Source organism: Kitasatospora sp. NPDC051702, from assembly GCF_040681575.1.
In the GTDB taxonomy this organism is placed as follows: domain Bacteria; phylum Actinomycetota; class Actinomycetes; order Streptomycetales; family Streptomycetaceae; genus Kitasatospora.
This window is the reverse complement of sequence record NZ_JBFAZB010000015.1, coordinates 118,640-141,111: the sequence shown is the minus strand read 5'-3', so window position 1 is coordinate 141,111 and position 22,472 is coordinate 118,640. Positions and strand designations below refer to the sequence as shown.

Annotated in this window: 22 protein-coding genes and 6 tRNA genes; 10 read left to right on the top strand and 18 right to left on the bottom strand. The window is 73.2% G+C overall.

Translation table 11 applies throughout. From position 1 onward, the window contains the following. Positions 1 to 22: 22 nt before the first annotated feature. From pdxS to pgsA, 6 genes are all read right to left on the bottom strand, one after another. Positions 23 to 934, bottom strand: a complete 912-nt coding sequence (gene pdxS / locus AB0N04_RS15845; RefSeq protein WP_063346811.1) for a pyridoxal 5'-phosphate synthase lyase subunit PdxS — start codon at positions 932 to 934, stop codon at positions 23 to 25. A 128-nt stretch (positions 935 to 1,062) separates the two neighbouring features. Further along, complete coding sequence (locus AB0N04_RS15840; protein ID WP_360208869.1) at positions 1,063 to 1,608, bottom strand: hypothetical protein; 546 nt, start codon at positions 1,606 to 1,608, stop codon at positions 1,063 to 1,065. 65 nt (positions 1,609 to 1,673) lie between these two features. Next, positions 1,674 to 2,039, bottom strand: coding sequence for an isomerase (locus AB0N04_RS15835; RefSeq protein WP_360208866.1), 366 nt, complete (start codon positions 2,037 to 2,039; stop codon positions 1,674 to 1,676). Positions 2,040 to 2,129: 90 nt separating this feature from the next. Continuing rightward, the gene (locus tag AB0N04_RS15830) at positions 2,130 to 3,314 is read right to left on the bottom strand and encodes a glycosyltransferase family 4 protein (protein ID WP_360208863.1); all 1,185 of its coding nucleotides are present in this window, start codon (positions 3,312 to 3,314) and stop codon (positions 2,130 to 2,132) included. 73 nt (positions 3,315 to 3,387) lie between these two features. Beyond that, on the bottom strand, positions 3,388 to 4,374 hold the full coding sequence (locus AB0N04_RS15825) for a phosphatidylinositol mannoside acyltransferase (RefSeq protein ID WP_360208860.1): 987 nt from the start codon (positions 4,372 to 4,374) through the stop codon (positions 3,388 to 3,390). A gap of 16 nt (positions 4,375 to 4,390) precedes the next feature. Beyond that, positions 4,391 to 5,038, bottom strand: a complete 648-nt coding sequence (gene pgsA, locus AB0N04_RS15820) for a phosphatidylinositol phosphate synthase (RefSeq protein ID WP_360208858.1) — start codon at positions 5,036 to 5,038, stop codon at positions 4,391 to 4,393. Between the two features lie 243 nt (positions 5,039 to 5,281). On the opposite strand from pgsA, the gene AB0N04_RS15815 reads away from it, so the two are divergent. After that, positions 5,282 to 7,330, top strand: a complete 2,049-nt coding sequence (locus AB0N04_RS15815) for an elongation factor G-like protein EF-G2 (protein ID WP_360208856.1) — start codon at positions 5,282 to 5,284, stop codon at positions 7,328 to 7,330. Here AB0N04_RS15815 and AB0N04_RS15810 read toward each other — a convergent pair. After that, entirely contained in the window at positions 7,318 to 7,746 is a 429-nt protein-coding gene (locus AB0N04_RS15810) for a DUF393 domain-containing protein (RefSeq protein ID WP_360208946.1), read from the bottom strand. The two genes, AB0N04_RS15815 and AB0N04_RS15810, sit on opposite strands and share 13 nt — an antisense overlap. 205 nt (positions 7,747 to 7,951) lie before the next feature. On the opposite strand from AB0N04_RS15810, the gene AB0N04_RS15805 reads away from it, so the two are divergent. Continuing rightward, complete coding sequence (locus AB0N04_RS15805; RefSeq protein ID WP_360208854.1) at positions 7,952 to 9,592, top strand: hypothetical protein; 1,641 nt, start codon at positions 7,952 to 7,954, stop codon at positions 9,590 to 9,592. A gap of 111 nt (positions 9,593 to 9,703) precedes the next feature. Here the strand turns inward: AB0N04_RS15805 and AB0N04_RS15800 are convergent, their stop codons facing one another. The 4 genes from AB0N04_RS15800 to AB0N04_RS15785 form a co-directional block, all read right to left on the bottom strand. Then, entirely contained in the window at positions 9,704 to 10,264 is a 561-nt protein-coding gene (locus AB0N04_RS15800; protein ID WP_360208851.1) for an HIT domain-containing protein, read from the bottom strand. Positions 10,265 to 10,345: 81 nt separating this feature from the next. Then, positions 10,346 to 12,325 carry a threonine--tRNA ligase gene (thrS, locus tag AB0N04_RS15795; RefSeq protein WP_360208848.1) on the bottom strand — a complete coding sequence of 660 codons (1,980 nt, stop codon included), beginning with the start codon at positions 12,323 to 12,325 and terminating at the stop codon, positions 10,346 to 10,348. Positions 12,326 to 12,412: 87 nt separating this feature from the next. Then, positions 12,413 to 13,588 carry a hypothetical protein gene (locus AB0N04_RS15790; RefSeq protein ID WP_360208846.1) on the bottom strand — a complete coding sequence of 392 codons (1,176 nt, stop codon included), beginning with the start codon at positions 13,586 to 13,588 and terminating at the stop codon, positions 12,413 to 12,415. Positions 13,589 to 13,620: 32 nt separating this feature from the next. Continuing rightward, on the bottom strand, positions 13,621 to 14,175 hold the full coding sequence (locus AB0N04_RS15785) for a DUF4365 domain-containing protein (RefSeq protein WP_360208844.1): 555 nt from the start codon (positions 14,173 to 14,175) through the stop codon (positions 13,621 to 13,623). 149 nt (positions 14,176 to 14,324) lie between these two features. Here AB0N04_RS15785 and AB0N04_RS15780 point away from each other — a divergent pair, with 149 nt between their 5' ends. Beyond that, positions 14,325 to 15,092 (top strand): exonuclease domain-containing protein, encoded by a 768-nt coding sequence (locus AB0N04_RS15780; protein WP_360208841.1) that lies wholly within the window; start codon positions 14,325 to 14,327, stop codon positions 15,090 to 15,092. 62 nt (positions 15,093 to 15,154) lie between these two features. Here the strand turns inward: AB0N04_RS15780 and AB0N04_RS15775 are convergent. The 3 genes from AB0N04_RS15775 to AB0N04_RS15765 all read right to left on the bottom strand — a co-directional run bounded on the left by AB0N04_RS15775 (position 15,155) and on the right by AB0N04_RS15765 (position 16,058). Then, positions 15,155 to 15,226 (bottom strand) — tRNA-Val (locus AB0N04_RS15775). A 211-nt stretch (positions 15,227 to 15,437) separates the two neighbouring features. Further along, a tRNA-Val gene (locus AB0N04_RS15770) sits at positions 15,438 to 15,509 on the bottom strand. A 78-nt stretch (positions 15,510 to 15,587) separates the two neighbouring features. Beyond that, positions 15,588 to 16,058 carry a TIGR02611 family protein gene (locus AB0N04_RS15765; protein WP_360208838.1) on the bottom strand — a complete coding sequence of 157 codons (471 nt, stop codon included), beginning with the start codon at positions 16,056 to 16,058 and terminating at the stop codon, positions 15,588 to 15,590. 194 nt (positions 16,059 to 16,252) lie between these two features. Between AB0N04_RS15765 and AB0N04_RS15760 the strand changes: the two genes are divergently transcribed. Next, positions 16,253 to 16,666, top strand: a complete 414-nt coding sequence (locus AB0N04_RS15760; RefSeq protein WP_030056266.1) for an SsgA family sporulation/cell division regulator — start codon at positions 16,253 to 16,255, stop codon at positions 16,664 to 16,666. A 387-nt stretch (positions 16,667 to 17,053) separates the two neighbouring features. Next, entirely contained in the window at positions 17,054 to 17,623 is a 570-nt protein-coding gene (locus AB0N04_RS15755) for a CGNR zinc finger domain-containing protein (protein WP_360208835.1), read from the top strand. A 32-nt stretch (positions 17,624 to 17,655) separates the two neighbouring features. On the opposite strand, the gene AB0N04_RS15750 is transcribed toward AB0N04_RS15755, so the two are convergent. Beyond that, entirely contained in the window at positions 17,656 to 18,117 is a 462-nt protein-coding gene (locus tag AB0N04_RS15750; RefSeq protein WP_360208833.1) for a hypothetical protein, read from the bottom strand. A 110-nt stretch (positions 18,118 to 18,227) separates the two neighbouring features. Between AB0N04_RS15750 and AB0N04_RS15745 the strand changes: the two genes are divergently transcribed. Beyond that, the gene (locus AB0N04_RS15745; protein WP_360208831.1) at positions 18,228 to 18,728 is read left to right on the top strand and encodes a DsbA family protein; all 501 of its coding nucleotides are present in this window, start codon (positions 18,228 to 18,230) and stop codon (positions 18,726 to 18,728) included. Positions 18,729 to 18,740: 12 nt separating this feature from the next. On the opposite strand, the gene AB0N04_RS15740 is transcribed toward AB0N04_RS15745, so the two are convergent. The 3 genes from AB0N04_RS15740 to AB0N04_RS15730 all read right to left on the bottom strand — a co-directional run bounded on the left by AB0N04_RS15740 (position 18,741) and on the right by AB0N04_RS15730 (position 21,654). Then, entirely contained in the window at positions 18,741 to 19,583 is an 843-nt protein-coding gene (locus AB0N04_RS15740; protein WP_360208828.1) for a GNAT family N-acetyltransferase, read from the bottom strand. Between the two features lie 144 nt (positions 19,584 to 19,727). After that, on the bottom strand, positions 19,728 to 20,558 hold the full coding sequence (locus AB0N04_RS15735; RefSeq protein WP_360208825.1) for an aminodeoxychorismate lyase: 831 nt from the start codon (positions 20,556 to 20,558) through the stop codon (positions 19,728 to 19,730). 34 nt (positions 20,559 to 20,592) lie between these two features. Continuing rightward, entirely contained in the window at positions 20,593 to 21,654 is a 1,062-nt protein-coding gene (locus AB0N04_RS15730; RefSeq protein ID WP_360208822.1) for a chorismate-binding protein, read from the bottom strand. 309 nt (positions 21,655 to 21,963) lie between these two features. On the opposite strand from AB0N04_RS15730, the gene AB0N04_RS15725 reads away from it, so the two are divergent. The 4 genes from AB0N04_RS15725 (at position 21,964) to AB0N04_RS15710 (ending at position 22,368) form a co-directional block, all read left to right on the top strand. Then, a tRNA-Gly gene (locus AB0N04_RS15725) sits at positions 21,964 to 22,036 on the top strand. 40 nt (positions 22,037 to 22,076) lie between these two features. Next, positions 22,077 to 22,150 (top strand) — tRNA-Cys (locus AB0N04_RS15720). A gap of 33 nt (positions 22,151 to 22,183) precedes the next feature. Then, positions 22,184 to 22,255 (top strand) — tRNA-Val (locus AB0N04_RS15715). A gap of 41 nt (positions 22,256 to 22,296) precedes the next feature. Next, a tRNA-Val gene (locus tag AB0N04_RS15710) sits at positions 22,297 to 22,368 on the top strand. The last annotated feature ends 104 nt before the right edge of the window (positions 22,369 to 22,472 follow it).

Below are 22,472 nucleotides of genomic sequence, written 5' to 3'. Positions count from 1 at the left end.
CCGGCTCAGGAGTACGGGCGGACTACCAGCCGCGGTTGGCGTAGCGCTCGGTCTCCGGCAGGGTGTCGCAGTTGATGCCGACCATGGCCTCGCCCAGGTTGCGCGAGGCGTCCGCGATGATCTTCGGGTCGTCGAAGAAGGTGGTGGCCTTCACGATGGCGGCGGCACGCTTGGCCGGGTCGCCCGACTTGAAGATGCCGGAGCCGACGAAGACGCCCTCGGCGCCCAGCTGGCGCATCAGCGCGGCGTCGGCCGGGGTGGCCACGCCACCGGCGGAGAACAGCACGACCGGCAGCTTGCCGAGCTCGGCGACCTCCTTGACCAGCTCGTACGGGGCGCGCAGCTCCTTGGCGGCGGCGTACAGCTCGTTGTTGTCGAAGCCGCGCAGCTTGGCGATCTCGTTCTTGATCTGGCGCAGGTGGCGGACGGCCTCGACGACGTTGCCGGTGCCGGCCTCGCCCTTGGAGCGGATCATGGCCGCACCCTCGGCGATGCGGCGCAGGGCCTCGCCCAGGTTGGTGGCGCCACAGACGAAGGGGGTGGTGAAGGCCCACTTGTCGGAGTGGTTGACCTCGTCGGCCGGGGTCAGCACCTCGGACTCGTCGATGTAGTCGACACCCAGCGACTGGAGGACCTGGGCCTCGACGAAGTGGCCGATCCGCGACTTGGCCATCACCGGGATGGAGACGGCCTCGATGATCTCCTCGATCATGTTCGGGTCGGACATGCGGGCCACGCCGCCGTCCTTGCGGATGTCGGCGGGAACCCGCTCCAGGGCCATGACGGCCACCGCTCCGGCGTCCTCGGCGATCTTGGCCTGCTCGGCGTTGACCACGTCCATGATCACACCGCCCTTGAGCTGCTCGGCCATGCCGCGCTTCACCCGGGCGGTGCCGATCTGCGGCTGGTCTGCGGTGGTGGGGGTGGTGGACACGTGAGACCTCACTCGAAGATGAACCAGTGCTATCGCCCTATGGTAGGCGGAACAAGGGGCCCAACCATGCGCCACCAAGTCCAGCCCGGACGACGGGATGCGACAAACGGGCCGTATCCGAGCACAGCCTAGGCGGGCGCTCCCTCGGGCGTGAGAGCGGGCGGCGGGGCGTCGTCCATCTCGAAGGCCATCGGGAACGGCGCCTTTCCGGCCAACCGGAAGTACCGCACCAATCGGTGCTCGCGCACCGCCCGGGCCGCCCGCACCGCGTCGTTGTGGAACCGCCTGGCCATCGGCACCCGGCGCACCGCCGCCGTCAGGTCCCGCACCGCGTCCTCGCCACCCGGCTCGGCCACCAGCGCCGCCACCTGCTCGGGCTCCTCCAGCACCGCCCGCAGCGCCAGGCTCAGCTGGCTCTCCGCCACCTCGCGCTGCTCGTCCTCGGCCTGCCGGGCCGCGTGGGCCGCGTCCAGCAGCAGCAGCGAGGCCGCCGGGTCCAGCAGCGAGGAGGTCGCCAGCTCCATCGCCACCGAGGCCCGGCGGACCAGCTGCGCGTCCAGCGCCGCGCGCGCGGCGTCGATCCTGGCGTGCAGCCGGTCCAGCCGGCCGGCCGTCCAACTCAGGTACATGCCGAACAGCACCACGGCCACGCCGGCCCAGATCCAGGTAGTCACGGGGCGCAACGCTACCCGGTGTCACCGGCCCGACGTGCTCGCAGCGGCCGGGCCGGTGCCATGCCCTACCCGCCGAGGGCGGCGCTGCGGTAGGACTCCCGGTCGATGTCCGAGACGTTCACCGCGGTGTGCAGCCGCACCCCCGGCTCGGGCCGGACGTGCTCGGCCAGCAGCGCCAGCACGCCCTCGCTGAGCGCCGCCTTCGCCTCCGGCGTCCGGCCCGGGAAGATCTGGAACTCGACGTACACCTGCGCCGCCGGCTCCTCGCCGTCCCCCACCACGAAGTCCTCGTCGCAGCGGAACAGCGTCTTGCAGGCGCCCGGGGTCGCGTCGATCGTCTTCACCGCGAGCCGGTTGATCGCCACGCCCAGCGCCCTGCGGTCGAAGGAGCCGGCCAGGCCCGGCGAGTAGTCCACGGAGATCTGCGGCATCGGAATTCCCCCATGCGTCGACACCAGTACGGACCACCGACCCTAACCCGGCCCGGCCGCCGCCCCGCAGGGTCCCCCCGCCGACGCGGATCAGTCGCGCGCCAGCCCGAACCGGCCGCGCCGGCCGCTGCGCACGTCCTCCTCGACCACCGCCGCGGCCCCCGCCGTCACCGTCTCGTACACCGCCAGGATGTCGGCGCCGACCGTCGACCAGTCGAACCGCCGCACGTGCCGCGAGGCCGCCTTCCGCAGCTCCTCCAGCCGCCCCGGGTCGCCCAGCAGGCGCAGCGCCGACCGGGCCAGCGCGTCCGCGTCCTCCACCGGGAACAGCTCGCCGGCGTCGCCGCCGTCCAGCACCTGCTTGAACGCGTCCAGGTCGCTGGCCAGCACCGGGGCGCCCGCCGACATCGCCTCGACCAGGATGATCCCGAAGCTCTCGCCCCCGGTGTTCGGCGCCACGTACAGGTCCACGCTGCGCAGCAGCCGGGCCTTGTCCCGGTCGCTGACCATGCCGAGGAACTCCACCTGCGCACGGACCTCGGGCGCCAGGCCCGCGACGGCCTCCTCCTCGTCGCCCTTGCCCGCCACCAGCAGCCGCACCCCCGGCCGCTCCGCCAGGATCCTCGGCAGCGCGGCCAGCAGCGTCGGCAGGCCCTTACGCGGCTCGTTGATCCGGCCGATGAAGCCGATCGTGCCCGGCTCGCCGTCCGCCGCGCCGCCGGTCCAGCGCTTGTCCGGCTCGGCCTCGGCGAAGAAGCCGACGTCCACGCCGTTCGGGATCACCACCGCGTCGCCGCCCAGGTGCTCCACCAGCGTCCGCCGGGCGTACTCCGACACCGCGATCCGGGCCCGCATCTTCTCCAGGCCCGGCTGCAGGATCGGCGAGGCCGCGATCATCGCCCGCGAACGCGGGTTCGAGGTGTGGAACGTCCCCACCATCGGCCCGGAGGCCGACCACGCGGCCAGCATCGACAGGCTGGGCGAGGCCGGCTCGTGGACGTGCAGGATGTCGAACCGCCCGTCGTGCAGCCACCGCCGCACCCGCGCCGCGGACAGGATGCCGAAGCTCAGCCGCGCCACCGAGCCGTTGTACGGCACCGCCACCGCCCGCCCGGCCGAGACCACGTACGGCGGCAGGGCCTCGTCGTCCTCGGCCGGCGCCAGCACCGACACCTCGTGGCCCAGGCCGATCAGGTGCTCGGCGAGATCCCGGATGTGGAACTGCACCCCGCCGGGGACGTCCCAGTCGTACGGGCAGACGATGCCGATCTTCACGGGTTCCTCATGCTCCTTCGGGTACTCCTGCGGGCACTCCTGTTGACCGGGGCCAGGACCCGGTCGGCCGGGATCAGGACCCGGAGGCCTCGGCCGCGGGCTCGCCGGCCTGCTCCGGCCCGGCCTCCCGGGCCCGCTCGGGGCGCGGCCCGGCCGCCTCCCCCACCGTCTCACGGACCGGGAGGTCGGCCAGCCAGAAGCGCTGCAGCATGTGCCAGTCCTCCGGGTGCTCGCCGATCCCCCGCTCCCACACGTCCGCCAGCGCCTGGGTCATCGCCCGGGTCCGCTCCTTGCGGTCCTCCCCCGGCGGCACCGGCACCTCGGGGTGGATCCGTGCCCGCATCACCGGGCCCTCGTACCAGAGCGTCACCGGCAGCAGCGCCGCCCCGGTCCGCTGGCACAGCGCCGCCGGACCGGCCGGCATCCTGGTCGCCTCCCCAAAGAAGGACACCTCCAGGCCCGCCTCCGAGAGGTCGCGGTCCCCCACCAGGCAGACCAGCCGCCCCTCGCGCAGCCGCCGCGCCAGCGTGCCGATCACGTTCACCCCGCCGCCGGTCAGGGCCAGGACCTCCATGCCCTGGCCCTCCCGGAACGCCACGAACCGGTCGAACAGCCGCTCCGGCTTCAACCGCTCCGCGACCGTCGTGAACGGGAAGCCCTGCTGGGCCACCCAGGTGCCCGCGAGGTCCCAGTTGCCCATGTGCGGCAGCGCTATCACCGCGCCCCGCCCGGACTCCATCGCCTCCCGCAGGTGCTCCGTGCCGTCCACCCGTACGTCGCGGGCCACCCGCTCGCGGCTCCACACCGGCAGCCGGAACGACTCCATCCAGTACCGCAGGTACGAGCGCATCCCGGCCCGGGACAGCTCCCGCACCCCCGCCTCGTCCAGCCCCGGACGGACCCGGCGCAGGTTGGCCTCCAGCTGGAGCACCCGCTTGCCGCGCTTGCGCCAGGCGTAGTCCGCCAGGCCGTCGAAGAGGCCCCGCGCCGCCCGCTCCGGCAGGTGCTTGAGCACCGCCCAGCCCAGCGCGTACGCCCAGTACACCAGTCGGTCCGTCACCGCAGGACGCCCCCCATCAGCTCCCGGCCGCCGCTCGGTCGGCCTCGAACGCCTCCCGGCGCACGGTCAGCATCCGCTGGAACACCGTCACCAGACTGCCCGCCGCGACCAGCCACAGCGCCACCGGCAGCAGCCACTCCACGTACGGCACCCCGAACGTGTGCAGCCCCGAGACCCCGGCCGCCACCAGGCTGATCACCAGCCGCTCCGCCCGCTCCACCAGCCCCGACACGTCGCACGGCAGGCCCTGGCTCTCCGCCCTCGCCTTGGTGTACGACACCACCAGACCGCTCGCCAGGCAGAAGATCGCCACCGCGCACAGCAGGTCGTTGTCGCCCTTGCCCGCGTACCACATCGCCAGGCCGCCGAAGATCGCGGCGTCCGCGACCCGGTCCAGCGTGGAGTCCAGGAACGCCCCCCACTTGCTGGTCCGGCCCAGCTGGCGGGCCATGTTCCCGTCCACCAGGTCCGAGAAGATGAACAGCGTGATCGTGATGGTGCCCCAGAAGAACTCCCCGCGCGGGAAGAACACCAGCGCACCGGCCACCGAACCGGCGGTACCGATCAGCGTCACGGCGTCCGGGCTCACGCCCAGCCGGATCAGGAACGCGGCGAACGGGGTCAGGACACGTGTGAAGAAGGCACGCGCGTATTTGTTGAGCATGGCCTTCCCGACCGCTCCGATCTCCCTGGTACCCGCCTGGCGCAGTTCGCGCGGCAGACGACCGGACGGATCAGCCCGGCCGGCGCACCCATCGTAGCCAGGCCGGGGAGCCGCTCCGTCGCACCCACCGCCCCGCGACACACCCGTCCCGCCCCGCACCCGCCCGTCGTACGACACGCGCCGCCCCGACACCCGCCCCTAGACTTTCGAAGGACACCCCCGGCGCTACGGGAGGAGACCCCGATGCCCGACCGCAGCACGGCACGAGCCGCTCAGGCGCCCGCCGTCACCGGCCCCCGGGACCTGCGCAACGTCGTCCTGATCGGCTCCAGCGGTGTGGGCAAGACCACCCTCGCCGAATCCCTGGCGCTCGCCGCCGGCGCCACCGGCCGGGCCGGCCGGGTCACCGACGGCACCACCGTGTCCGACCACGAGGACATCGAGCACCACCAGCAGCGCTCCGTCCAGCTCTCGCTGCTCCCGCTCGAGTGGAAGGGCGTCAAGATCAACCTGATCGACCCGCCCGGCCACCCCGACTTCACCGCCGACCTGCGCGCCGCGCTGCACGCCGCCGACGCCGCCGTCTTCGTCGTCTCCGCCACCGACCCGGTCACCGCCCCCACCCGCGCCCGCTGGCGCGAGTGCGCCGCCGAGGGCATCCCGCGCGCCATCGCCGTCGCCAAGCTCGACCTCGCCCACACCGGCTTCGACGACATCCTCACCGCCTGCCACGACGCCTTCGACCTGGGCCCGGACACCCTGCGCCCGCTCTTCCTGCCCGTCCTCCACGACGGCCACCCCGACGGCAGCGTCGACCTCCTCACCGGCGACACCTACGGCCGGGCGGCCCCGCTGCCCGACACCGGCCCCGCCCACGACAGCCTCGTCGAGGCCATCTCCGGCCAGGACGACACCCTGATGGAGCGCTACCTGGCCGGCGACGCCCTCGACACCGAGGCGCTCGAAGCCGGCCTGCGCCGCGAGGTCCTCGACTGCGTCCTCCACCCCGCCGTACCCACCAGCGACAACGGCCTCGGCGCCGCCGAGCTCCTCGACCTGATCGTCCACACCTTCCCCGACCCCACCGAACGCACCCGCCCCGCCCCCGACTGCGACCCGGACGCCCCGCTCGCCGCCCAAGTCGTCCGCGTCACCGGCGACGCCTACGTCGGCCGGATCAGCCTGCTGCGCCTGTACGCCGGCACCCTGCGGCCCGACACCCGGATCCACCTCACCGGCCCCGCGCACACCGCCGACCAGAACGGCGACGAGCGCGTCACCGGCCTCACCAGCCCGTTCGGCAAGCTCCAGCGGCCCGTCCCGCACGCCGTCGCGGGCGACCTGGTCTGCGCCGCCAAACTCACCACCGCCCGCGCCGGCGACACCGTCCACGACCCCGGCCACCCCGTCGACCTCGACGGCTGGACGCTGCCCGAGCCGCTGCTCCCGATCGCCGTCGAGGCCCACAGCAAGGCCGACGACGACAAGCTCTCCCAGGCCCTCGCCCGCCTCACCGCCGAGGACCCGGCCCTGCGCCTCGAACAGAACCCGGACACCCACCAGCTCGTCCTCTGGTGCACCGGCGAGGCCCACGTCGACGTCGTGCTCGACCGGCTGCGCAGCCGGCACGGCGTCCACGTCGACACCGTGGAGCCGAAGGTCGCCCTGCGCGAGACCTTCGGCACCGCCGCCGCCGGCCACGGCCGGCTCGTCAAGCAGTCCGGCGGCCACGGCCAGTACGCCATCTGCGACCTGGAGGTCGAGCCGCTCCCGGCCGGCTCCGGCTTCGAGTTCCGGGAACGGGTCGTCGGCGGCGCCGTCCCCAAGCACTTCATCCCCTCCGTCGAGAAGGGCCTGCGCGCCCAGCTCGCCAAGGGCGTCGCCACCGGGCACCCGCTCGTCGACGTCCGGGTCACCCTCACCGACGGGAAGGCGCACTCCGTCGACTCCTCCGACGCGTCCTTCCAGAACGCCGCCGCCCTGGCCCTGCGCGACGCGGCCGAGCACGCCGTCATCCGGCTGCTCGAACCCGTCGCCGCCGTCACCGTGATGCTGCCCGACGACTACCTCGGCGCCGTCCTCGGCGACCTCGCCGCCCGCCGCGGCCGCGTCCTCGGCACCGAGACCGGCGGCCCGGGCCTGACCCTGCTGCGCGCCGAGGTCCCGGAGCTCGAACTCGTCCGCTACCCCGTCGACCTGCGCTCACTCACCCACGGCACCGCGGAGTTCTCCCGCGCCTACCTGCGCCACGAACCCATGCCGACCGCCGTGGCCGCCCGCTACACCGACTGAACGCCGCCCGGCCGGTGCGGCAGCGCGCACGCCGCCGTGCCGCCGGGCATCCGGTGGCGGTTGCGCGACACCCAGCGGTAGGCGAGCCCCGCCACCGGCCGCACCGGCGCCAGCGTCAGCACCGCGCCCAGGAAGGCCCAGGCACCGCCGGTGCGCAGCAGCAGCCGGGCCACCGCCTGCGCTCCCCCGTACACCCGGCCCGTCGGCGTCAGCCAGAGCACCTCGCGCTCCGCGCGCTCCGCGGTCAGCTCGCCGCGCCCGCCGGCCCGCGCGTCCAGCGCGGGCAGGTCCGCGAACTGGAACGGCACCGCCTCCCAACCGCCGGAGGCCAGGGTCTGGCGCAGGTAGCGCTCCCCCCACCGCACGCAGGACGAGCAGAACGAGCAGTCCCCGTCGAACACCAGCACCGGGTCCATCAGGTGGGCCCCCTTCCTCGCGGTCACCACCATCCTGCCCCACCCCCACACGCCCCCGCCGCCCGGGTATCGACCCGCCCGAAGCTGGGCATCATGCCCCTCGGGCCGGGTGCGGCCGGATCGTGACGGCACTTCAGACGATCATGAGCGCGGCGGCACCACGGCACGGTAACCTGCCGCTGACAAGGGGAGGAGGGTCGCCACCGTGACCACACTCGACATGACCCCGGGTGCGCAGATACCCCGGACGGACGCCGGGCCGCAGACCGGAGTCACCCAGGCGCTCTCCTCGGTCGCGTACCGCGACGGCAAGATCGAGGACTTCGTCGGCAAGGTCACCGCCGCGACCCACAAGAAGCCCCGGTTCAAGCTCTTCGAGGCCAATCTCGGCGAGGCGTTCAGCGCCGCCGTGATCGCCCGCACGGTGGGCGCCGGGCGCAAGCCGATCGTGCCCTCGTTCGGCACCGACACCCGCCAGATCGTCGAACACTGCCTCGCCGCACAGGAGTTGCGCGCCGCGCGGGACCGCAGGCTGACGGTGGTCACGCTGCTCTTCGGCCTGCTCGCACTGCCCGGCACCCTGCTCTGGGTCGGCGCGTTCTACCTGCGGATCTACCTCATGAAGGGGAAGGCCCTCCAGGACGAGCTCTACGGCAGCCTCGCCCTGCTGGCCGCGGCCGTGGTGTCCGTGCTGGTGCTGGTCAAGCCGCCCGTCCAGGGCCCGCTCGGCGTCTACCTGCGGATCGCCATGGTCCCGCCGATCATCGGCTGGATCCTCGCCCGGCGCATCGTGCTGCAGTCCACCAAGGACCTCCGCGCGCGCTGGCAGGCCCTGGTCGAGGGCAACGCCGTCGCCGCCAGCGTCGCCAAGGCCGTCCCCCGCGACGACCTCGACAAGAAGGCCGTCGACCTGCGCGACCGGCTCGCCCGGATGGACGGCGAGCAGGAGACCAACATCCAGCACTACGCCGGGCCCAAGGGCATCCTCGGCATCGGCCGGCGCTGGGGCGAGTGGCGCCTGGTCGACGTGATGCGCCCCGCCGAGGGCCACTCCGACTTCCGCGCCTTCCACCCCTGGGACCTCGTCCGGAAGATCTCCTCGCACCTCAAGGGGCTCGCCGTCAGCGAGGTCGCCAACAGCGGGATGACCAACATCACGGTCAAGCAGTGGGCGGTCATGGAGATCGGCGAGAACGCCGACGAGATCTCCCGCCCCGGCAACGCCGACATGGACGGCGACCGGATGCGCGACTTCGCCCTGCAGACCATCGCCGACAAGCAGACCTTCGCCGGCGGCGGCCCCCGGCACTACCTGGCCACCCAGTTCATCACCTTCGACGGCAAGCTGATCATCACCTTCACCATCACGGTGACCCTGCTCGCCAACACCCTCACGGTCACCGTCGCCGGCTACGCGCTCGGCCCGGTCAACGGCGTCTTCGGCGACAAGCCGGCGCCCAAGGAGAAGACCGTCCAGAAGACCGGCAAGTTCTGGGAGGAGCGCACCGTCCAGCTCCCCCTGATCGACAACGACGAGGTGGTGCGCCAGGCCCTGCGCGCGCCCTTCACCCGGGCCCCCGGGCTGCTCGCCTGGCTCGGCGGCGGCATGGGCTTGCCCGAGCCGTTCGGCTTCCGGCACGCCTGGGCCAGCCCGCCGTGGGGCAGCCGCTTCATGACGGACAACGCGCTCAACGCCTCCGTCCCGGTGCTCGGCGCGGTGCACGCCGCCACGCTGGAGTTCCTGGAGGAGCACGACCTGGACACCGAGCGCTTCAAGAACCGCGCCTCGATCATCAAGTCCGAGGCGCAGGGCACCCGCCCGTACAGGGTCGACCAGTTCGAGTAGGCCGCGCAGGCGCCCGTACGACCGACAACACGGAGGGGCCCGCCACCGGATCGACGGTGGCGGGCCCCTTCCGGCGTTCCGGCCGGCCGGGCCGGTCGCGGAACGCCGCGGTCAGTCCTGCGGCCAGGCCTCGGCCAGCATCTTGCGGGTGTCCGCCAGCAGCTGCGGCAGCACCTTGGTGTGGCCGACCACCGGCATGAAGTTGGTGTCGCCGCCCCAGCGCGGCACCACGTGCTGGTGCAGGTGCGCGGCGATCCCGGCCCCCGCCGCCGCGCCCTGGTTCATCCCGATGTTGAACCCGTGCGCGCCCGAGGCGGCCCGCAGCGCGGTCATCGCCCGCTTGGTGAAGTCGGCCAGCTCGGCCGTCTCCGCCTCGTCCAGGTCGGTGTAGTCCGCCACGTGCCGGTACGGGACGACCATCAAGTGGCCGCCGTTGTACGGGTACAGGTTCAGCACCGCGAAGACGGCGCTCCCCCGGGCGATGACCAGGCCGTCCTCGTCGCTCAGCGAGGGGATCGAGCAGAACGGGCAACCGTCGTCCGGAGCCGGGCCGGTGGGCTTGTTCTCACCCTGGATGTACGCCATCCGATGGGGGGTCCACAGGCGGCGGAAGCCGTCCGGCTCACCGACGCCCCGCTGCAGTTCCGGCTCAGTCGTCATGCTGATCAGCATATTCGCCCGGCGGTGCTTGCAAAGCCGCGCGGGGCAGACTCGTCGAGAGCCTGCCCCGCGCGTGACGGTCGTGCCAGCGGATCACACCTGGATCCGGCTCCGCACCGCCTCGACGATCTCCTGCACCGCGTCCGCCACCGGGACGCCGTTCTTCTGCTCGCCGTTGCGGTAGCGGAAGGACACCGCGCCCGCCTCGACGTCGTCGTTACCGGCGATGAGCATGAACGGGACCTTGCTCTTCTGGGCGTTGCGGATCTTCTTCTGCATGCGGTCGTCGGAGGTGTCCACCTCGACCCGGACCCCGTGCTTCTTCAGCTCCGCCGCGACGTCGAGCAGGTACGGCACGTGCTCGTCGGTGATCGGGATGCCGGTGACGGTGACCGGGGCCAGCCACGGCGGCATGGCGCCGGCGTAGTGCTCCAGCAGCACCGCGAAGAAGCGCTCGATCGAACCGAAGAGGGCGCGGTGGATCATGACCGGCCGCTGGCGCGAGCCGTCCGCCCCGGTGTACTCGAGGTCGAACCGCTCCGGCAGGTTGAAGTCGAGCTGGATGGTCGACATCTGCCAGGTGCGGCCGATGGCGTCGCGCGCCTGCACCGAGATCTTCGGGCCGTAGAAGGCCGCGCCGCCCGGGTCCGGGACCAGCGGCAGGCCCTGCTTCTCGGCCACGCTCGCCAGGACGGCGGTGGCCTCCTCCCAGGCCTCGTCGCTGCCGACGAACTTCTCCGGGTCCTTGGTCGACAGCTCCAGGTAGAAGTCGGTCAGACCGTAGTCGCGGAGCAGGTTGAGCACGAAGGTCAGCGTGGAGTCGAGCTCCTCGGCCATCTGCTCGCGAGTGCAGTAGATGTGCGCGTCGTCCTGCGTGAAGCCGCGGGCGCGGGTCAGGCCGTGCACCACGCCGGACTTCTCGTAGCGGTACACCGTCCCGAACTCGAAGAGGCGCAGCGGCAGTTCACGGTACGAGCGGCCGCGCGCGTCGAAGATCAGGTTGTGCATCGGGCAGTTCATCGGCTTGAGGTAGTAGTCCACGCCCTCGTCGAGCTGCATGGGCGGGTACATACCGTCCGCGTACCAGTCGAGGTGGCCGCTCTTCTCGAAGAGCTTCCCCTTGGTGGCGTGCGGGGTGTAGACGAACTCGTAGCCCTCCTCCTCGTGCCGCTTGCGCGAGTAGTCCTCCATGGCCCGGCGGATGACGCCGCCCTTGGGGTGGAAGACCGCGAGGCCGGAGCCGATCTCCTCCGGGATGGAGAAGAGATCGAGCTCGTTGCCGAGCTTGCGGTGGTCGCGCTTCTCCGCCTCGACGAGGAAGTCCAGGTGGGCCTTCAGCTCGTCCTTGCTCGGCCACGCGGTGCCGTAGATGCGCTGCAGCATCGGGTTCTTCTCGCTGCCGCGCCAGTAGGCGGCCGCGTTGCGCATCAGCTTGAACGCCGGGATGTGCCGGGTGCTGGGCAGGTGCGGGCCGCGGCAGAGGTCGCCCCAGCACTGCTCGCCGGTCTTGGCGTCCAGGTTGTCGTAGATGGTGAGCTCGCCGGCGCCCACCTCGACGTCGGCGCCCTCGCCGGCGGTGGCGGCGGAGCCCTTGAGGCCGATCAGCTCCAGCTTGAACGGCTCGGCGGCCAGCTCCTCGCGGGCGGACTCGTCGGTGACCACGCGGCGGGAGAACCTCTGCCCGCGCTTGATGATCTCCTGCATCTTCTTCTCGATGGCCTTGAGGTCATCGGGGTGGAAGGGCTTCTCGACGTCGAAGTCGTAGTAGAAGCCGTCCTTCACCGGCGGGCCGATGCCGAGCTTGGCCTCCGGGAAGAGCTGCTGCACGGCCTGGGCCATGACGTGCGCGGTGGAGTGGCGCAGGATGTCGAGGCCGTCCTTGCTGCCGATCTCGACCGGCTCGACCTCCTCGCCGTCCTGCAGGACGTACGCGAGGTCCTTGAGCTGGCCGCCGACGCGGGCGGCGATGATCGAGCGGTCGTCGGCGAAGAGCTCGGCGGCCGTGGTGCCCGTCGTCACCACGCGCTCTTCCCGATCGGGTTCGCGGCTGATGATTACCCGGACGTCCGTCACCGGTCTCTCCTGACGTGCTGGATTCAGAGGACGCAACACTGCGCTGCGCGTGACGATGGTACCGAGAGCGTCACCCCCGCCGCGCACCTACGCCCCCTCTCCCCCTTCGCCCGGGCCCTCCCCCCGCCCGTCCCCGAGGGACTTCAGCAGCCGCTCGCGCTCGGCGTCCTCCCAGCCGCAGGGTTCCAGGCCGTGCGGCCGGGTCAGCCGGCGGAAGGCGCCGTGCCGTTCGAGCCGGCCGGAGACCCGGACCGGCAGGCCCGCGAGGTGGGCCTCGGCGGCGATCCGGTAGTCCGGGTCGGGCAGGCGGAGCTTGAGCTCGCGGACCTCCGCGCCGCCGAGGACGCGCAGCCGCACCGCGCCCGGCCCCGTCGGGCCGGCGCGCTTGAGCCGGACGACCACGCCGACGACGGTGACCGCCACCGCGGGCTCGATCCGCTCCAGCAGGTCGGCCGCCTCGGCGAGGGCGGGCAGGTCGCCGGGCGAGAACTCGAGGACGATCCGGCGGTCGCCGAACCCGCCCGGCGTCCCGGCGGCGGCCGACCAGGCGACCGCGAGCCGGGCCGCCGTCGTGCCGCGGACCAGCTCCTCGACGGACTGCACCAGCTCCCGGCTGACCCCGGCCCCGACGGCGTTCTCGAAGACGTCGGACCCGCCGCTGACCCGCCGGTAGTCGACGGCGTCGCGCAGCGCCTCCAGGGCCCGCACCAGCGTGGTGACGGCGGCCCGGCCCTCGGGGGCGGGGGTGTGGGCGGTCAGGTCGGTGCCCTGTTCGACGACCAGGACCCGGTCCAGGAAGTCCGCGGCGTGGTCGTCCAGCCGCGCCCCGAAGTAGGCGGCCGTGCTCCGGGCGGCCTTGGCGCCGGCGGCGAGCATCGCCCGGGCGGCGCCCCGCAGCCGCTCGGCCTCCGCCCAGGGGGCGGCCCCGGCCGGTCCGGGCAGTTCACGGTGCCAGCGCAGCTCGTCGCCGGGCACCGCGAGGGCCCGGAGGACGGCTCGGGCGGAGGGGGTGGCGGACCGGGACAGCGCGGTGACGGCGTCGGCGAGGAGGTCGACGGCGTCGTCGAAGCCGTCCCCGGCGGGGACGAGCAGGCTGGTGCCGGGCTCGTCCTCCGGGGGCGTCCAGCGTCCGTAGCGCGCGGCGGGGCCGCCCCGCCGGACCCAGCCGTGCCGGGCCAGCAGGGTGGCGAGCACCGCCGGGTCGACGGCGGCCGGGTCGGGCAGGGCCGGGGCCGGGCCGTCCGGTGCGTGCGGCGGTGTCATGGATGCTGCTCCTCGCTGCCGGGGCCCGGCCGTCACGGGCTCTCACCCGCGCCGACCCGGGCCATGATGTCGCAGAGCGCGCGGTCGTCGAAGACCCTTCCGGTGGGCACCCGCACGTTGGTGCGCCGCTGCCCGGTGACCGGGTGGCCGGCCAGGTTGACCCAGTAGCAGCAGTGCCGCAGCTCCAGGGCGTCCGGGCGGGCCCGCAGCCAGTGGTCGACCCGGCGCGGCAGCAGCATCACGACCAGGATGCGCGGCACCGCGACCCGTGCCCGGGCCAGCTTGCGCAGGTGGTCGTTGTCCAGGGTGAAGCTGAAGAACGGCCCGGGCGGCCCGGGCGCGATCTGCTGGGTGGCCTTGAGCTGGATCTTGACGGTGACCTCGTCGTCCACCTCGTGCTCCCGGGAGCCGTGGCTGACCTGCCAGTCGATGCCGTTGTCCGGGAACGGCTGGGAGAGCGAGCAGCCGGCCGCGGCGGCGACCGCGTGCAGGTAGCCGACCTGCAGCGTCTCCATGCAGGCGGTGACCGCGAGGTTCCCCCGCAGGACGGCCGCCGCCCCGTCGGGCTGCGGCTGCGTCAGTGCCATCTCCCCGTGGCCTCCCCCGGCTCCGGGCCCGTCCGGAACCGAACGGGACGTCCCCCCGGAGGATCCCCGGTCCGCCCTGCGCCAAACGGTTGAAAGGGCGTCAGGAGCGGGTATCACCGGGGTGCGGAACGCTCGCCTGAGGGGCAGTCATGCAGCAGCACTGGTACACCGGCCCGCTCGCCTCCTTCGACACCGAGACCACCGGCGTGGACGTCGAGTCCGACCGCATCGTCTCGGCCGCCCTGGTCGTCCAGTGCGCCCCCGGCGCGGACGTCCGGACCACCACCTGGCTCGCCGATCCGGGCGTGCCCATCCCGGACGGCGCCCGGGCGGTGCACGGCATATCCGACGAACAGGTCCGCGCGCACGGGCGGCCGGTCGGCGTGGTGGTGGCGGAGGTCACCCGCGCACTGGCGGCCCAGGCCCGGGCCGGCGTCCCGGTGGTGGTGATGAACGCCCCGTACGACCTGACGCTGCTGGACCGGGAGCTGCGCCGCCACCACGGCCTGACGCTGACCGGCGGGCTGGGCGCGGCCGGGCTGGTGGTGCTGGACCCCCGGGTGCTGGACAAGCACGTGGACCGCTACCGCAAGGGCCGGCGGACGCTGACCGACCTGTGCGCGCACTACGGCGTGGAGCTGGCCGGGGCGCACGACGCGGCGGCGGACGCGACGGCCGCGCTGGCGCTGACCCGGCGGATCGGGTTCCGTTACCCGGCGGCGCTGGGCGGGCTGACCGCGGCGGAGCTGCACCTGCGGCAGGCGATCTGGCACGCGGCGCAGGCGCGGGGCCTGCAGAGCTGGTTCGACCGGTCGGGGACGCCGGAGCGGGTGGACCTCTCCTGGCCGCTGCGCCCGGCCCGGTGCGGCTGCGGCCGCCGGCTGGAGCCCGGGCACGGCTGCGAGGCGGCGGCGTAACCGGGCCCGGACGCGCCGCAGGCCCTGACCGGTTTCCTGGTCAGGGCCTGCGTGCTGTCCGGTGGGCGATACTGGGATCGAACCAGTGACCCCTTCGGTGTGAACGAAGTGCTCTCCCGCTGAGCTAATCGCCCGGGCAACGAGAAGAACTGTAGCACCATTTGGCGGTCGTCGTACAACTCGCGCCCTCCGGGTGACGCTGGCGCACCGGCAGAACTCGCGCTCCGCGCGGAAGATGACTGATCCTCAGTCGCATTCCCACCGGCCACCGTTCGGGGATTCCGGAAATACACGTGAGGCCCAGCCGATAATCGGCTGGGCCTCACGTATCACTATGCATTCCGGTGGGCGATACTGGGATCGAACCAGTGACCCCTTCGGTGTGAACGAAGTGCTCTCCCGCTGAGCTAATCGCCCGGGTGCAGGGAAAACATTACCGCATCCCCGGGGGTGCTCCGAACACCCCTGCTGCGGCCTCCCCCGCCCCCGGGCCGGTCAGCCGCCCCCGCTCCAGGGGAGCGCCAGCCCGTACCGGGCGAGGTACCAGCCGCCGGCCCCCGCGAGCACGGCGAGGCCGACGGCGGTGACGGTGAGGTTGCGGCGGCGCACCCGCGGGTCCATGGCCCGGTGGGCCGCCTCGGTGACCTTGCGGCGGGTCCAGCGCAGCACCGACCGGGCCCAGCCGAACTCGGTGGCCCAGATCCCCATGCCCAGGAAGATCACCACCCAGCCGGGGCCGGGCAGCGGCAGCATGACCACGCCGAGCACGACCACGGCGAGGCCGGCCGTGAAGACCCCCACCCGCCAGGCCTGGTGCAGCGCGCGCGAACGGCGGACGAACGCCGGGGCCCGGGAGCCGGCCGCCCGGCCGCCGTCGGCACCGGCACCGGCACCGGCCGGTCCGTCCGACGGATCCGGTTCACCCGTTCCCGTGTTCCCGGCCGTCTTGTCGTTTCGCACAGTCATGCCAGGAAAGTAACCGAGAAGCGCCCGGTAATGCGGGCCCCGGCCGCTCCGCCGCGATTCCGCAATGCGCCGTAAGGGGTACGACTCGCGCCCGAATCGGGACAGAGGGGTTTACATCGGTCTTGGGGGTGGGATGGTCCGTTCGCCGACGTGCGATTCCCCGAGCGCACACTGAGCGAAAGGCCATGGCGCTTATGAACACCACGGTCAGCTGCGAGCTGCACCTGCGCCTCATCGTGTCCAGCGAGTCCTCACTGCCCGTCCCCGCGGGCCTGCGCTACGACACCGCCGACCCCTACGCCGTGCACGCCACGTTCCACACGGGCGCCGACGAGACCGTGGAGTGGGTGTTCGCCCGAGATCTCCTTGCGGAGGGGCTGCACCGACCCACCGGTACCGGCGACGTCCGGGTGTGGCCGTCCCGCAGCCACGGGCAAGGGGTGGTCTGCATCGCGCTGAGCTCTCCGGAAGGAGAAGCCCTGCTGGAGGCCCCGGCCCGCGCGCTTGAGTCGTTCCTCAAGCGGACGGACGCCGCGGTGCCCCCCGGCACCGAACACCGTCACTTCGACCTCGACCGGGAGCTGTCCCACATCCTCGCCGAAAGCTGACCCACCCGGAGGCGGTCACGCCCCGCTGTCGGCGGGGTCGTACCCCCTGCCGTCACCGCAGCCGTCCTACTCGGGGGCACGGCAGCAGACTCAGCCGCGCACGACGCGGTCTCGGGGCCGGTGACCGGCCCGCTCCCACCGGAGCGGACAGTGACACCGCAGGCGCCCGGCACCGGAGCCGGCCATCCGTACGGGTGGCCGGCCTCGCTGCCGGGCGCCGTCGGTTCCACCGGCCCGCGGGCCGCCGGCCGCCCGGTTTGCGACGCTCTGACGAGATCCGTACACGCCTTCGAAAGAACGCGCCGCCCTTCTGCCGCAAGGCCCGGTATGGTCTGGGGTAACCGTGGACGCGGGGTACCGGAGCCCCCTGCGCGAGGAGCCCCCAACGTGCTGATCACCCATGACACCGAGTGCGCGCTGAGCATCCTCGTCGAGCTGCTCAACACCGCGCCCGAGGTCTGCGGGACCGAGCGCCTGCCCGACGTGGCCGCGCTCGACGCCTTCGTGGTCGGCCAGGCGATCAGCGAGATCGACTCGCTGACCGACGACGACCTGAGCAAGGTGCACGAGCTCCGCACCCGCCTGCGCGAGGTGTTCGGGACGGAGTCCACCGCCGAGGCCGCCGAGCTGGTCAACGGGATCGTCGCGGCCGCCGGCACGACGCCGCGGCTCACCAACCACGACCACCACGGCTGGCACATCCACTACTTCGCGCCGCACGCCGCGCTCGGCGACCACCTGGCCGCCGAGCTGGGCATGGCGCTGGCCTTCATCCTCATGGCGGGCGAGCGGGAGCGGCTGCGCCGGTGCGAGGCGCCGGACTGCGCCCGGGTCTTCGTCGACCTCTCCCGCAACCGCTCCCGGCGCTACTGCGACAGCCGCACCTGCGGCAACCGGCTGCACGTCGCCGCCTACCGGGCGCGGCAGCGGTCGGCGGAGGCCGTTCCCTCCGCCTGAGCCGCCGCGCCGCAGGCGCCCGGCGCCGGAGGTCAGATGCCGCGCTTGCGGAGGATCTCCTCGATGTCGGCGAAATCGCCGAGCCCGTCGTCGCGCTTGCCCGCCGCCGGCCGCTTCGGTGCGGCCGGGGCCACCGCGGGGCGCTCCGCCGCCGGGCCGGCCGCGGCCGGACGCGCCGGTGCGGCCACCTGCTCCGCGTCCGCCGCGCCCCGGCGGCCCAGCCAGCGGGTCGCGACCAGCAGGGCGGCGGAGACGCCGAGCAGCACGATGCCCGTCCAGACCCGGGGGTCGAAGACCAGCCTGGTCGCCCAGTCGGCGAACTCGTCACCGATCGTCCGGGCCACCGGGAACAGGCCCGTCAGGTAGAGCCCGGCGGGCAGCAGGGCCACCGCGAACCAGCGGGTCGCGGACAGGTAGCGCCGCCGGTAGGCCCGCAGACCGGCCACGGCCACCCCGCCGGCGGTGAGCACGAAGCTGACCGCCGCCGTCAGCACCGGCCCGCCCCTTCGAGTCCGGTCGTCCTGGTCATCACTGCCTCCCTGTCGGCCTGCACCGGGGCGCACCGTCGGCCGGAGCGGGCGCCCACTAGTGGAACACTGGGGGGATGATCGATGGTTCCCTCCCCCGCCTCGAGTTCTGGTGCGACCTCCAGTGCCCGGACTGCCGCACCGCGCTGGACGACGTACGGGCGCTGCGCGCCGCGTACGGCGACGCGCTGCGCATCGAGGTCCGGCACTTCCCGCTCGAGAAGCACAAGCACGCCTACGCGGCCGCGGAGGCCGCCGAGGAGGCGTTCGCGCAGGGGCTGGGGTGGCCGTTCGTGGAGGCGCTGCTGGCCCGGGTCGAGGACCTGGACGCACGCGGGCAGCAGGTGCTGCTGGAGGTCGCCCGGGAGGTCGGGGCCGACGTCGAGGAGGTCGACACCGCGCTGATCGACGGCCGGCACATGCTGACCGTCGACGCCGACCAGGCCGAGGGCCGGGCGATCGGGATCACCGGCACGCCCACCTACGTCATCGGCCGGGAGCGGCTGGACGGCGGGCAGAGCCAGGACGGCCTGCGGGCCCGGATCGAGGCCGTCCTCGAGGCGGCGAAGGCCTCCTGACGCCACGTCCGGTCACAGCGGCTTTCCGTAGAGGCGGTTGGTGACCCGGTAGCCGAGCGAGGCGTAGAGCCCGATGGCGACCTCGTTGTCGGCGAAGACGTTGAGCCCCAGGTCGCGCACCCCGGCGGCCAGGCACTCGCGTTCGGCCAGCAGCATCAGCGTTCGGCCGTGTCCCCGGCCCCGGTGGGCCGGGGACACCTCGACGACCATCACCCAGGCGAGCGGCGCGCCGTCGGGGAGGTCGCGCAGGTGGAGGTCCAGCCAGAGCGAGCCGAGCGGCTCCTCCGTGCCGTCCGCGCACAGCCGGCGCAGCGCGACGCCCGGGCTGTCGGCGCCCTGCGGGAGCTGGCGCAGGTGGTCCAGCTCCGACTTCGCGCGGGCCTGCTCCTCGCTCAGCCCGGAGTCGACCAGGGACCGCACGTAGTGCCGGGCGGACCGGTCGAGCCACGCCGGGAACTCGGCCTGCCCGATCCGGCGGGCGGTGGCGCCGGGCGGGAGGGCCGGGGCCGCCGTCAGCCGCTTCGCCAGGTTCCTGGTCCGCTCGGTGTAGCCGAGGGTGACGGCCAGCTCCCTGGCGATCCGCGCCGGCTCGGGGACGTTGGCGTCCAGCCGGGTGCAGCCCCAGCTGCGCAGCACCTCCTCCGCGGCCAGCGCGCCGAACGTTCCGCGGCCCCGGCCGCGCCCTTCTCTGACCTCCAACTCCGATATCTCACCCCAGAGTTGGGAGCCGTGCGGGACGGCAGTGGTGCGCAGCGCGCCGACCGGGCGGCCGTTGGCGCAGATCTGCCAGCGCCTGGTGCGGCCGCCGGCGGCAGTGGGTGTCTCGGGACCCTCGGGACGCAGCGTCGTGGTCATGTGGTGGTCCCTTCCCCGTGCCCGGATCCCTCTACCCCGGATCCCTCCACCCCGGTGGCCGGACCGCGTCGGCGGTGCGGCCACCGGGTCCGTCGCCGGGCCGGAGTCACGGGCCGGGGCCGGGGCCCGAGTCACGCGCCGGGGTCACGGGTCGAGGTCGTCCCCGCTGCGCTCGGCGAAGACGGCCATCGCCTTGGCGGTGACGGGGCCGACGCCCGGCAGTTCACGGTCGTCGACGCGGGTCACGGCCTGGACGTCGCGGGTGGTGGAGGTCAGGAAGACCTCCTCGGCGTCCTGGAGCGCGCTCAGCGGCAGGTCGGCCTCCTCGGCGCCGCACCAGTCGACCACCAGTCGGCGGGTGATGCCGGCCAGGCAGCCCGACTCGAGCGGCGGGGTGAGCAGCCGGCCGCCGATGACCACGAAGACGTTCGAGCCGGTGCCCTCGCAGAGCCGGCCGGCGGTGTTGGCGAAGAGGGCCTCGGAGGCACCGACGCGGTGGGCGGCCGCCAGGGCGACCACGTTCTCGGCGTAGGAGGTGGTCTTGAGGCCGGCGACGGCGCTGTGCTCGTTGCGGCGCCACGGGACGACGGCCACGGCCGTCTCGTCCGGGCGGCGGTCGATCGCGCCGAGGGCGACGACCAGGGTGGGGCCGGTGGTGCCGCGCTCGGAGCCCAGCGGGGCGTTGCCACCGGTGTAGGTGATCCGCAGCCGGCCCAGCGGGACCGGGTTGGCGGCCAGGACCTGCGCGCAGGCATCGCGGACCAGGTCGCGGTCCGGGTCGGCCAGGCCGAGTCCGCGGGCGGAGCGGGTGAGCCGGTCGAGGTGGCGGGTGACCGCGAAGGCCCGTCCGTCGACGGCCTTCATGGTCTCGAAGACCCCGTCGCCGGTGGTGAGTCCGTGGTCGAGGACCGAGACGGCGGCGTCGGCGGAGTCGACGAGCGTCCCGTTGACCCAGCTCGTGGTGGGGTTCTGCATGGAGGGCTGCTCCTAGGGCGGGAGTCGGGGTGGCTTACGTCCCGGTCGGGTCGGTTTCGCCGCCCGACGCTATCGCGACCAGCCGAGCGGCCTTCAGTTCGGTTTCCGCCCACTCCCGGTCGGGGTCGGAGCCCCAGGTGATGCCGGCGCCGGTCCCGAAGCGCAGCACGGGGGCCGCCGGGTCGCTCCGGTCGATCCAGAAGGTGCGGATGCCGACGGCGAGCTCGCCCTCGCCGCGGTCGGCGTCCACCCAGCCGACGGCACCGCAGTAGGGGCCGCGCGGGGCGGTCTCCAGGGCCTCGATGATCCGCAGGGCGCTGGACTTGGGGGCGCCGGTGACCGATCCGGGCGGGAAGGTGGCGGCGAGCAGCTCGGGCCAGCCGGCGCCCTCGCGCAGGGTGCCCTCGACGGTGGACACCAGGTGGACCAGCCCGGGGTGCTTCTCGACGGCACAGAGGTCGGGGACGGTGACGCTGCCGGTGGCGCAGACCCGTCCGAGGTCGTTGCGGACCAGGTCCACGATCATCACGTTCTCGGCGTGGTCCTTGTCGAGGAGGTCGTCCTCGGTGCGGCCGGTGCCCTTGATCGGCCCCGAGGAGACGGTGCGGCCGGTGCGGCGCAGGTAGAGCTCGGGCGAGGCGGTGGCGATCTCGACGCCGTGCGCGGGGAGCCGGATGGTGCCCGCGTAGGGCGCGGGGTTGCCGTGGGCGAGCAGACCGGTGAGGGCGTCGACGTCGCTGAGCTCCGGGTCGGGCAGCGGCGCGGAGAGGACCCGACAGAGGTTGGCCTGGTAGACCTCGCCGGCGGCGATGTGTTCGCGTATGCGGCGCACGCCCGCGGTGTAGGCGGCCCGGTCCAGCGAGCTCTGCCAGTCACCGGCCTCCGGTCCGCGCCAGCCCGCTCCCGAGGGCGGTGCGGGGGCGGGGCGGACCTCGTCGAAGCGCGCGCAGGTCAGCCGGCCCTCGAAGTCGTAGGCGACGGCCCAGTGGCCGGTGGAGTCGAGGGCGGCCGGGTCCGAGGTGACGTCGCGCAGGCCGGTGGCCAGGCGGCCGCCGAAGCGGGCGAGCGGGGTGCGGGGGTCGATCGGGCCGGACACGGTTCTCCTGCGCGGTGGTGCTGGGCGGCGGTGCCTGAAGTGTAGGTCGGGGGCGCGGGTCCGGCCCGGGGGGCGTGAGCAGCTCCGGAGGTCGCGCGGGTGTGCGCCAGGTGGCCTGCGGATGATCGTCCGGGAGCGCCGCAGGTGGCGGCCGGTGACCGGCTCCGGGGCCCGGCCGGACCCCCCTCCGCGGGCATCCCCTCGGCACGCTGCGGGAACGGATTTTTAGCTGGCCCGGGAATCCGCTAGAGTTCAACACGTCGCCAGGGAGCGCAGCCGAAGAAAAGCGGTGAAGCCCCCGGGAGACAGGCGGACGTGGCTCAGTTGGTAGAGCATCACCTTGCCAAGGTGAGGGTCGCGAGTTCGAATCTCGTCGTCCGCTCGATGGAGAACAGTGTAAGATCGTTCTTCGTGTGTTGCCTGGTGGAGTGGCCGAGAGGCGAGGCAACGGCCTGCAAAGCCGTGTACACGGGTTCAAATCCCGTCTCCACCTCCAAGAGGACGACCGGTTCCACCGGACGACCTCCCCGCGCGATTAGCTCAGCGGGAGAGCACTACCTTGACACGGTAGGGGTCACTGGTTCAATCCCAGTATCGCGCACGTCGGGCCCTTAGGGGTCTGCTGCAGGACCGCCACACCAGGCGCGATTAGCTCAGCGGGAGAGCACTACCTTGACACGGTAGGGGTCACTGGTTCAATCCCAGTATCGCGCACGTCGGATCCTTAGGGGTCTGCTGCAGGACCGCCACACCAGGCGCGATTAGCTCAGCGGGAGAGCACTACCTTGACACGGTAGGGGTCACTGGTTCAATCCCAG

Excerpts from the sequence above, each read along its gene's own strand:
- AB0N04_RS15760 (WP_030056266.1), top strand. The coding sequence starts at position 16,253 with ATGAACACCACGGTCAGCTGCGAGCTGCACCTGCGCCTCATCGTGTCC.
- AB0N04_RS15780 (WP_360208841.1), top strand. The coding sequence starts at position 14,325 with ATGCAGCAGCACTGGTACACCGGCCCGCTCGCCTCCTTCGACACCGAG.
- AB0N04_RS15815 (WP_360208856.1), top strand. The coding sequence starts at position 5,282 with ATGCCCGACCGCAGCACGGCACGAGCCGCTCAGGCGCCCGCCGTCACC.
- AB0N04_RS15740 (WP_360208828.1), bottom strand. The coding sequence starts at position 19,583 with ATGACCACGACGCTGCGTCCCGAGGGTCCCGAGACACCCACTGCCGCC.
- AB0N04_RS15785 (WP_360208844.1), bottom strand. The coding sequence starts at position 14,175 with ATGGCACTGACGCAGCCGCAGCCCGACGGGGCGGCGGCCGTCCTGCGG.
- AB0N04_RS15790 (WP_360208846.1), bottom strand. The coding sequence starts at position 13,588 with ATGACACCGCCGCACGCACCGGACGGCCCGGCCCCGGCCCTGCCCGAC.
- AB0N04_RS15745 (WP_360208831.1), top strand. The coding sequence starts at position 18,228 with ATGATCGATGGTTCCCTCCCCCGCCTCGAGTTCTGGTGCGACCTCCAG.
- AB0N04_RS15765 (WP_360208838.1), bottom strand. The coding sequence starts at position 16,058 with ATGACTGTGCGAAACGACAAGACGGCCGGGAACACGGGAACGGGTGAA.
- AB0N04_RS15735 (WP_360208825.1), bottom strand. The coding sequence starts at position 20,558 with ATGCAGAACCCCACCACGAGCTGGGTCAACGGGACGCTCGTCGACTCC.
- AB0N04_RS15835 (WP_360208866.1), bottom strand. The coding sequence starts at position 2,039 with ATGCCGCAGATCTCCGTGGACTACTCGCCGGGCCTGGCCGGCTCCTTC.
- AB0N04_RS15810 (WP_360208946.1), bottom strand. The coding sequence starts at position 7,746 with ATGGACCCGGTGCTGGTGTTCGACGGGGACTGCTCGTTCTGCTCGTCC.
- pgsA (WP_360208858.1), bottom strand. The coding sequence starts at position 5,038 with ATGCTCAACAAATACGCGCGTGCCTTCTTCACACGTGTCCTGACCCCG.
- AB0N04_RS15800 (WP_360208851.1), bottom strand. The coding sequence starts at position 10,264 with ATGCTGATCAGCATGACGACTGAGCCGGAACTGCAGCGGGGCGTCGGT.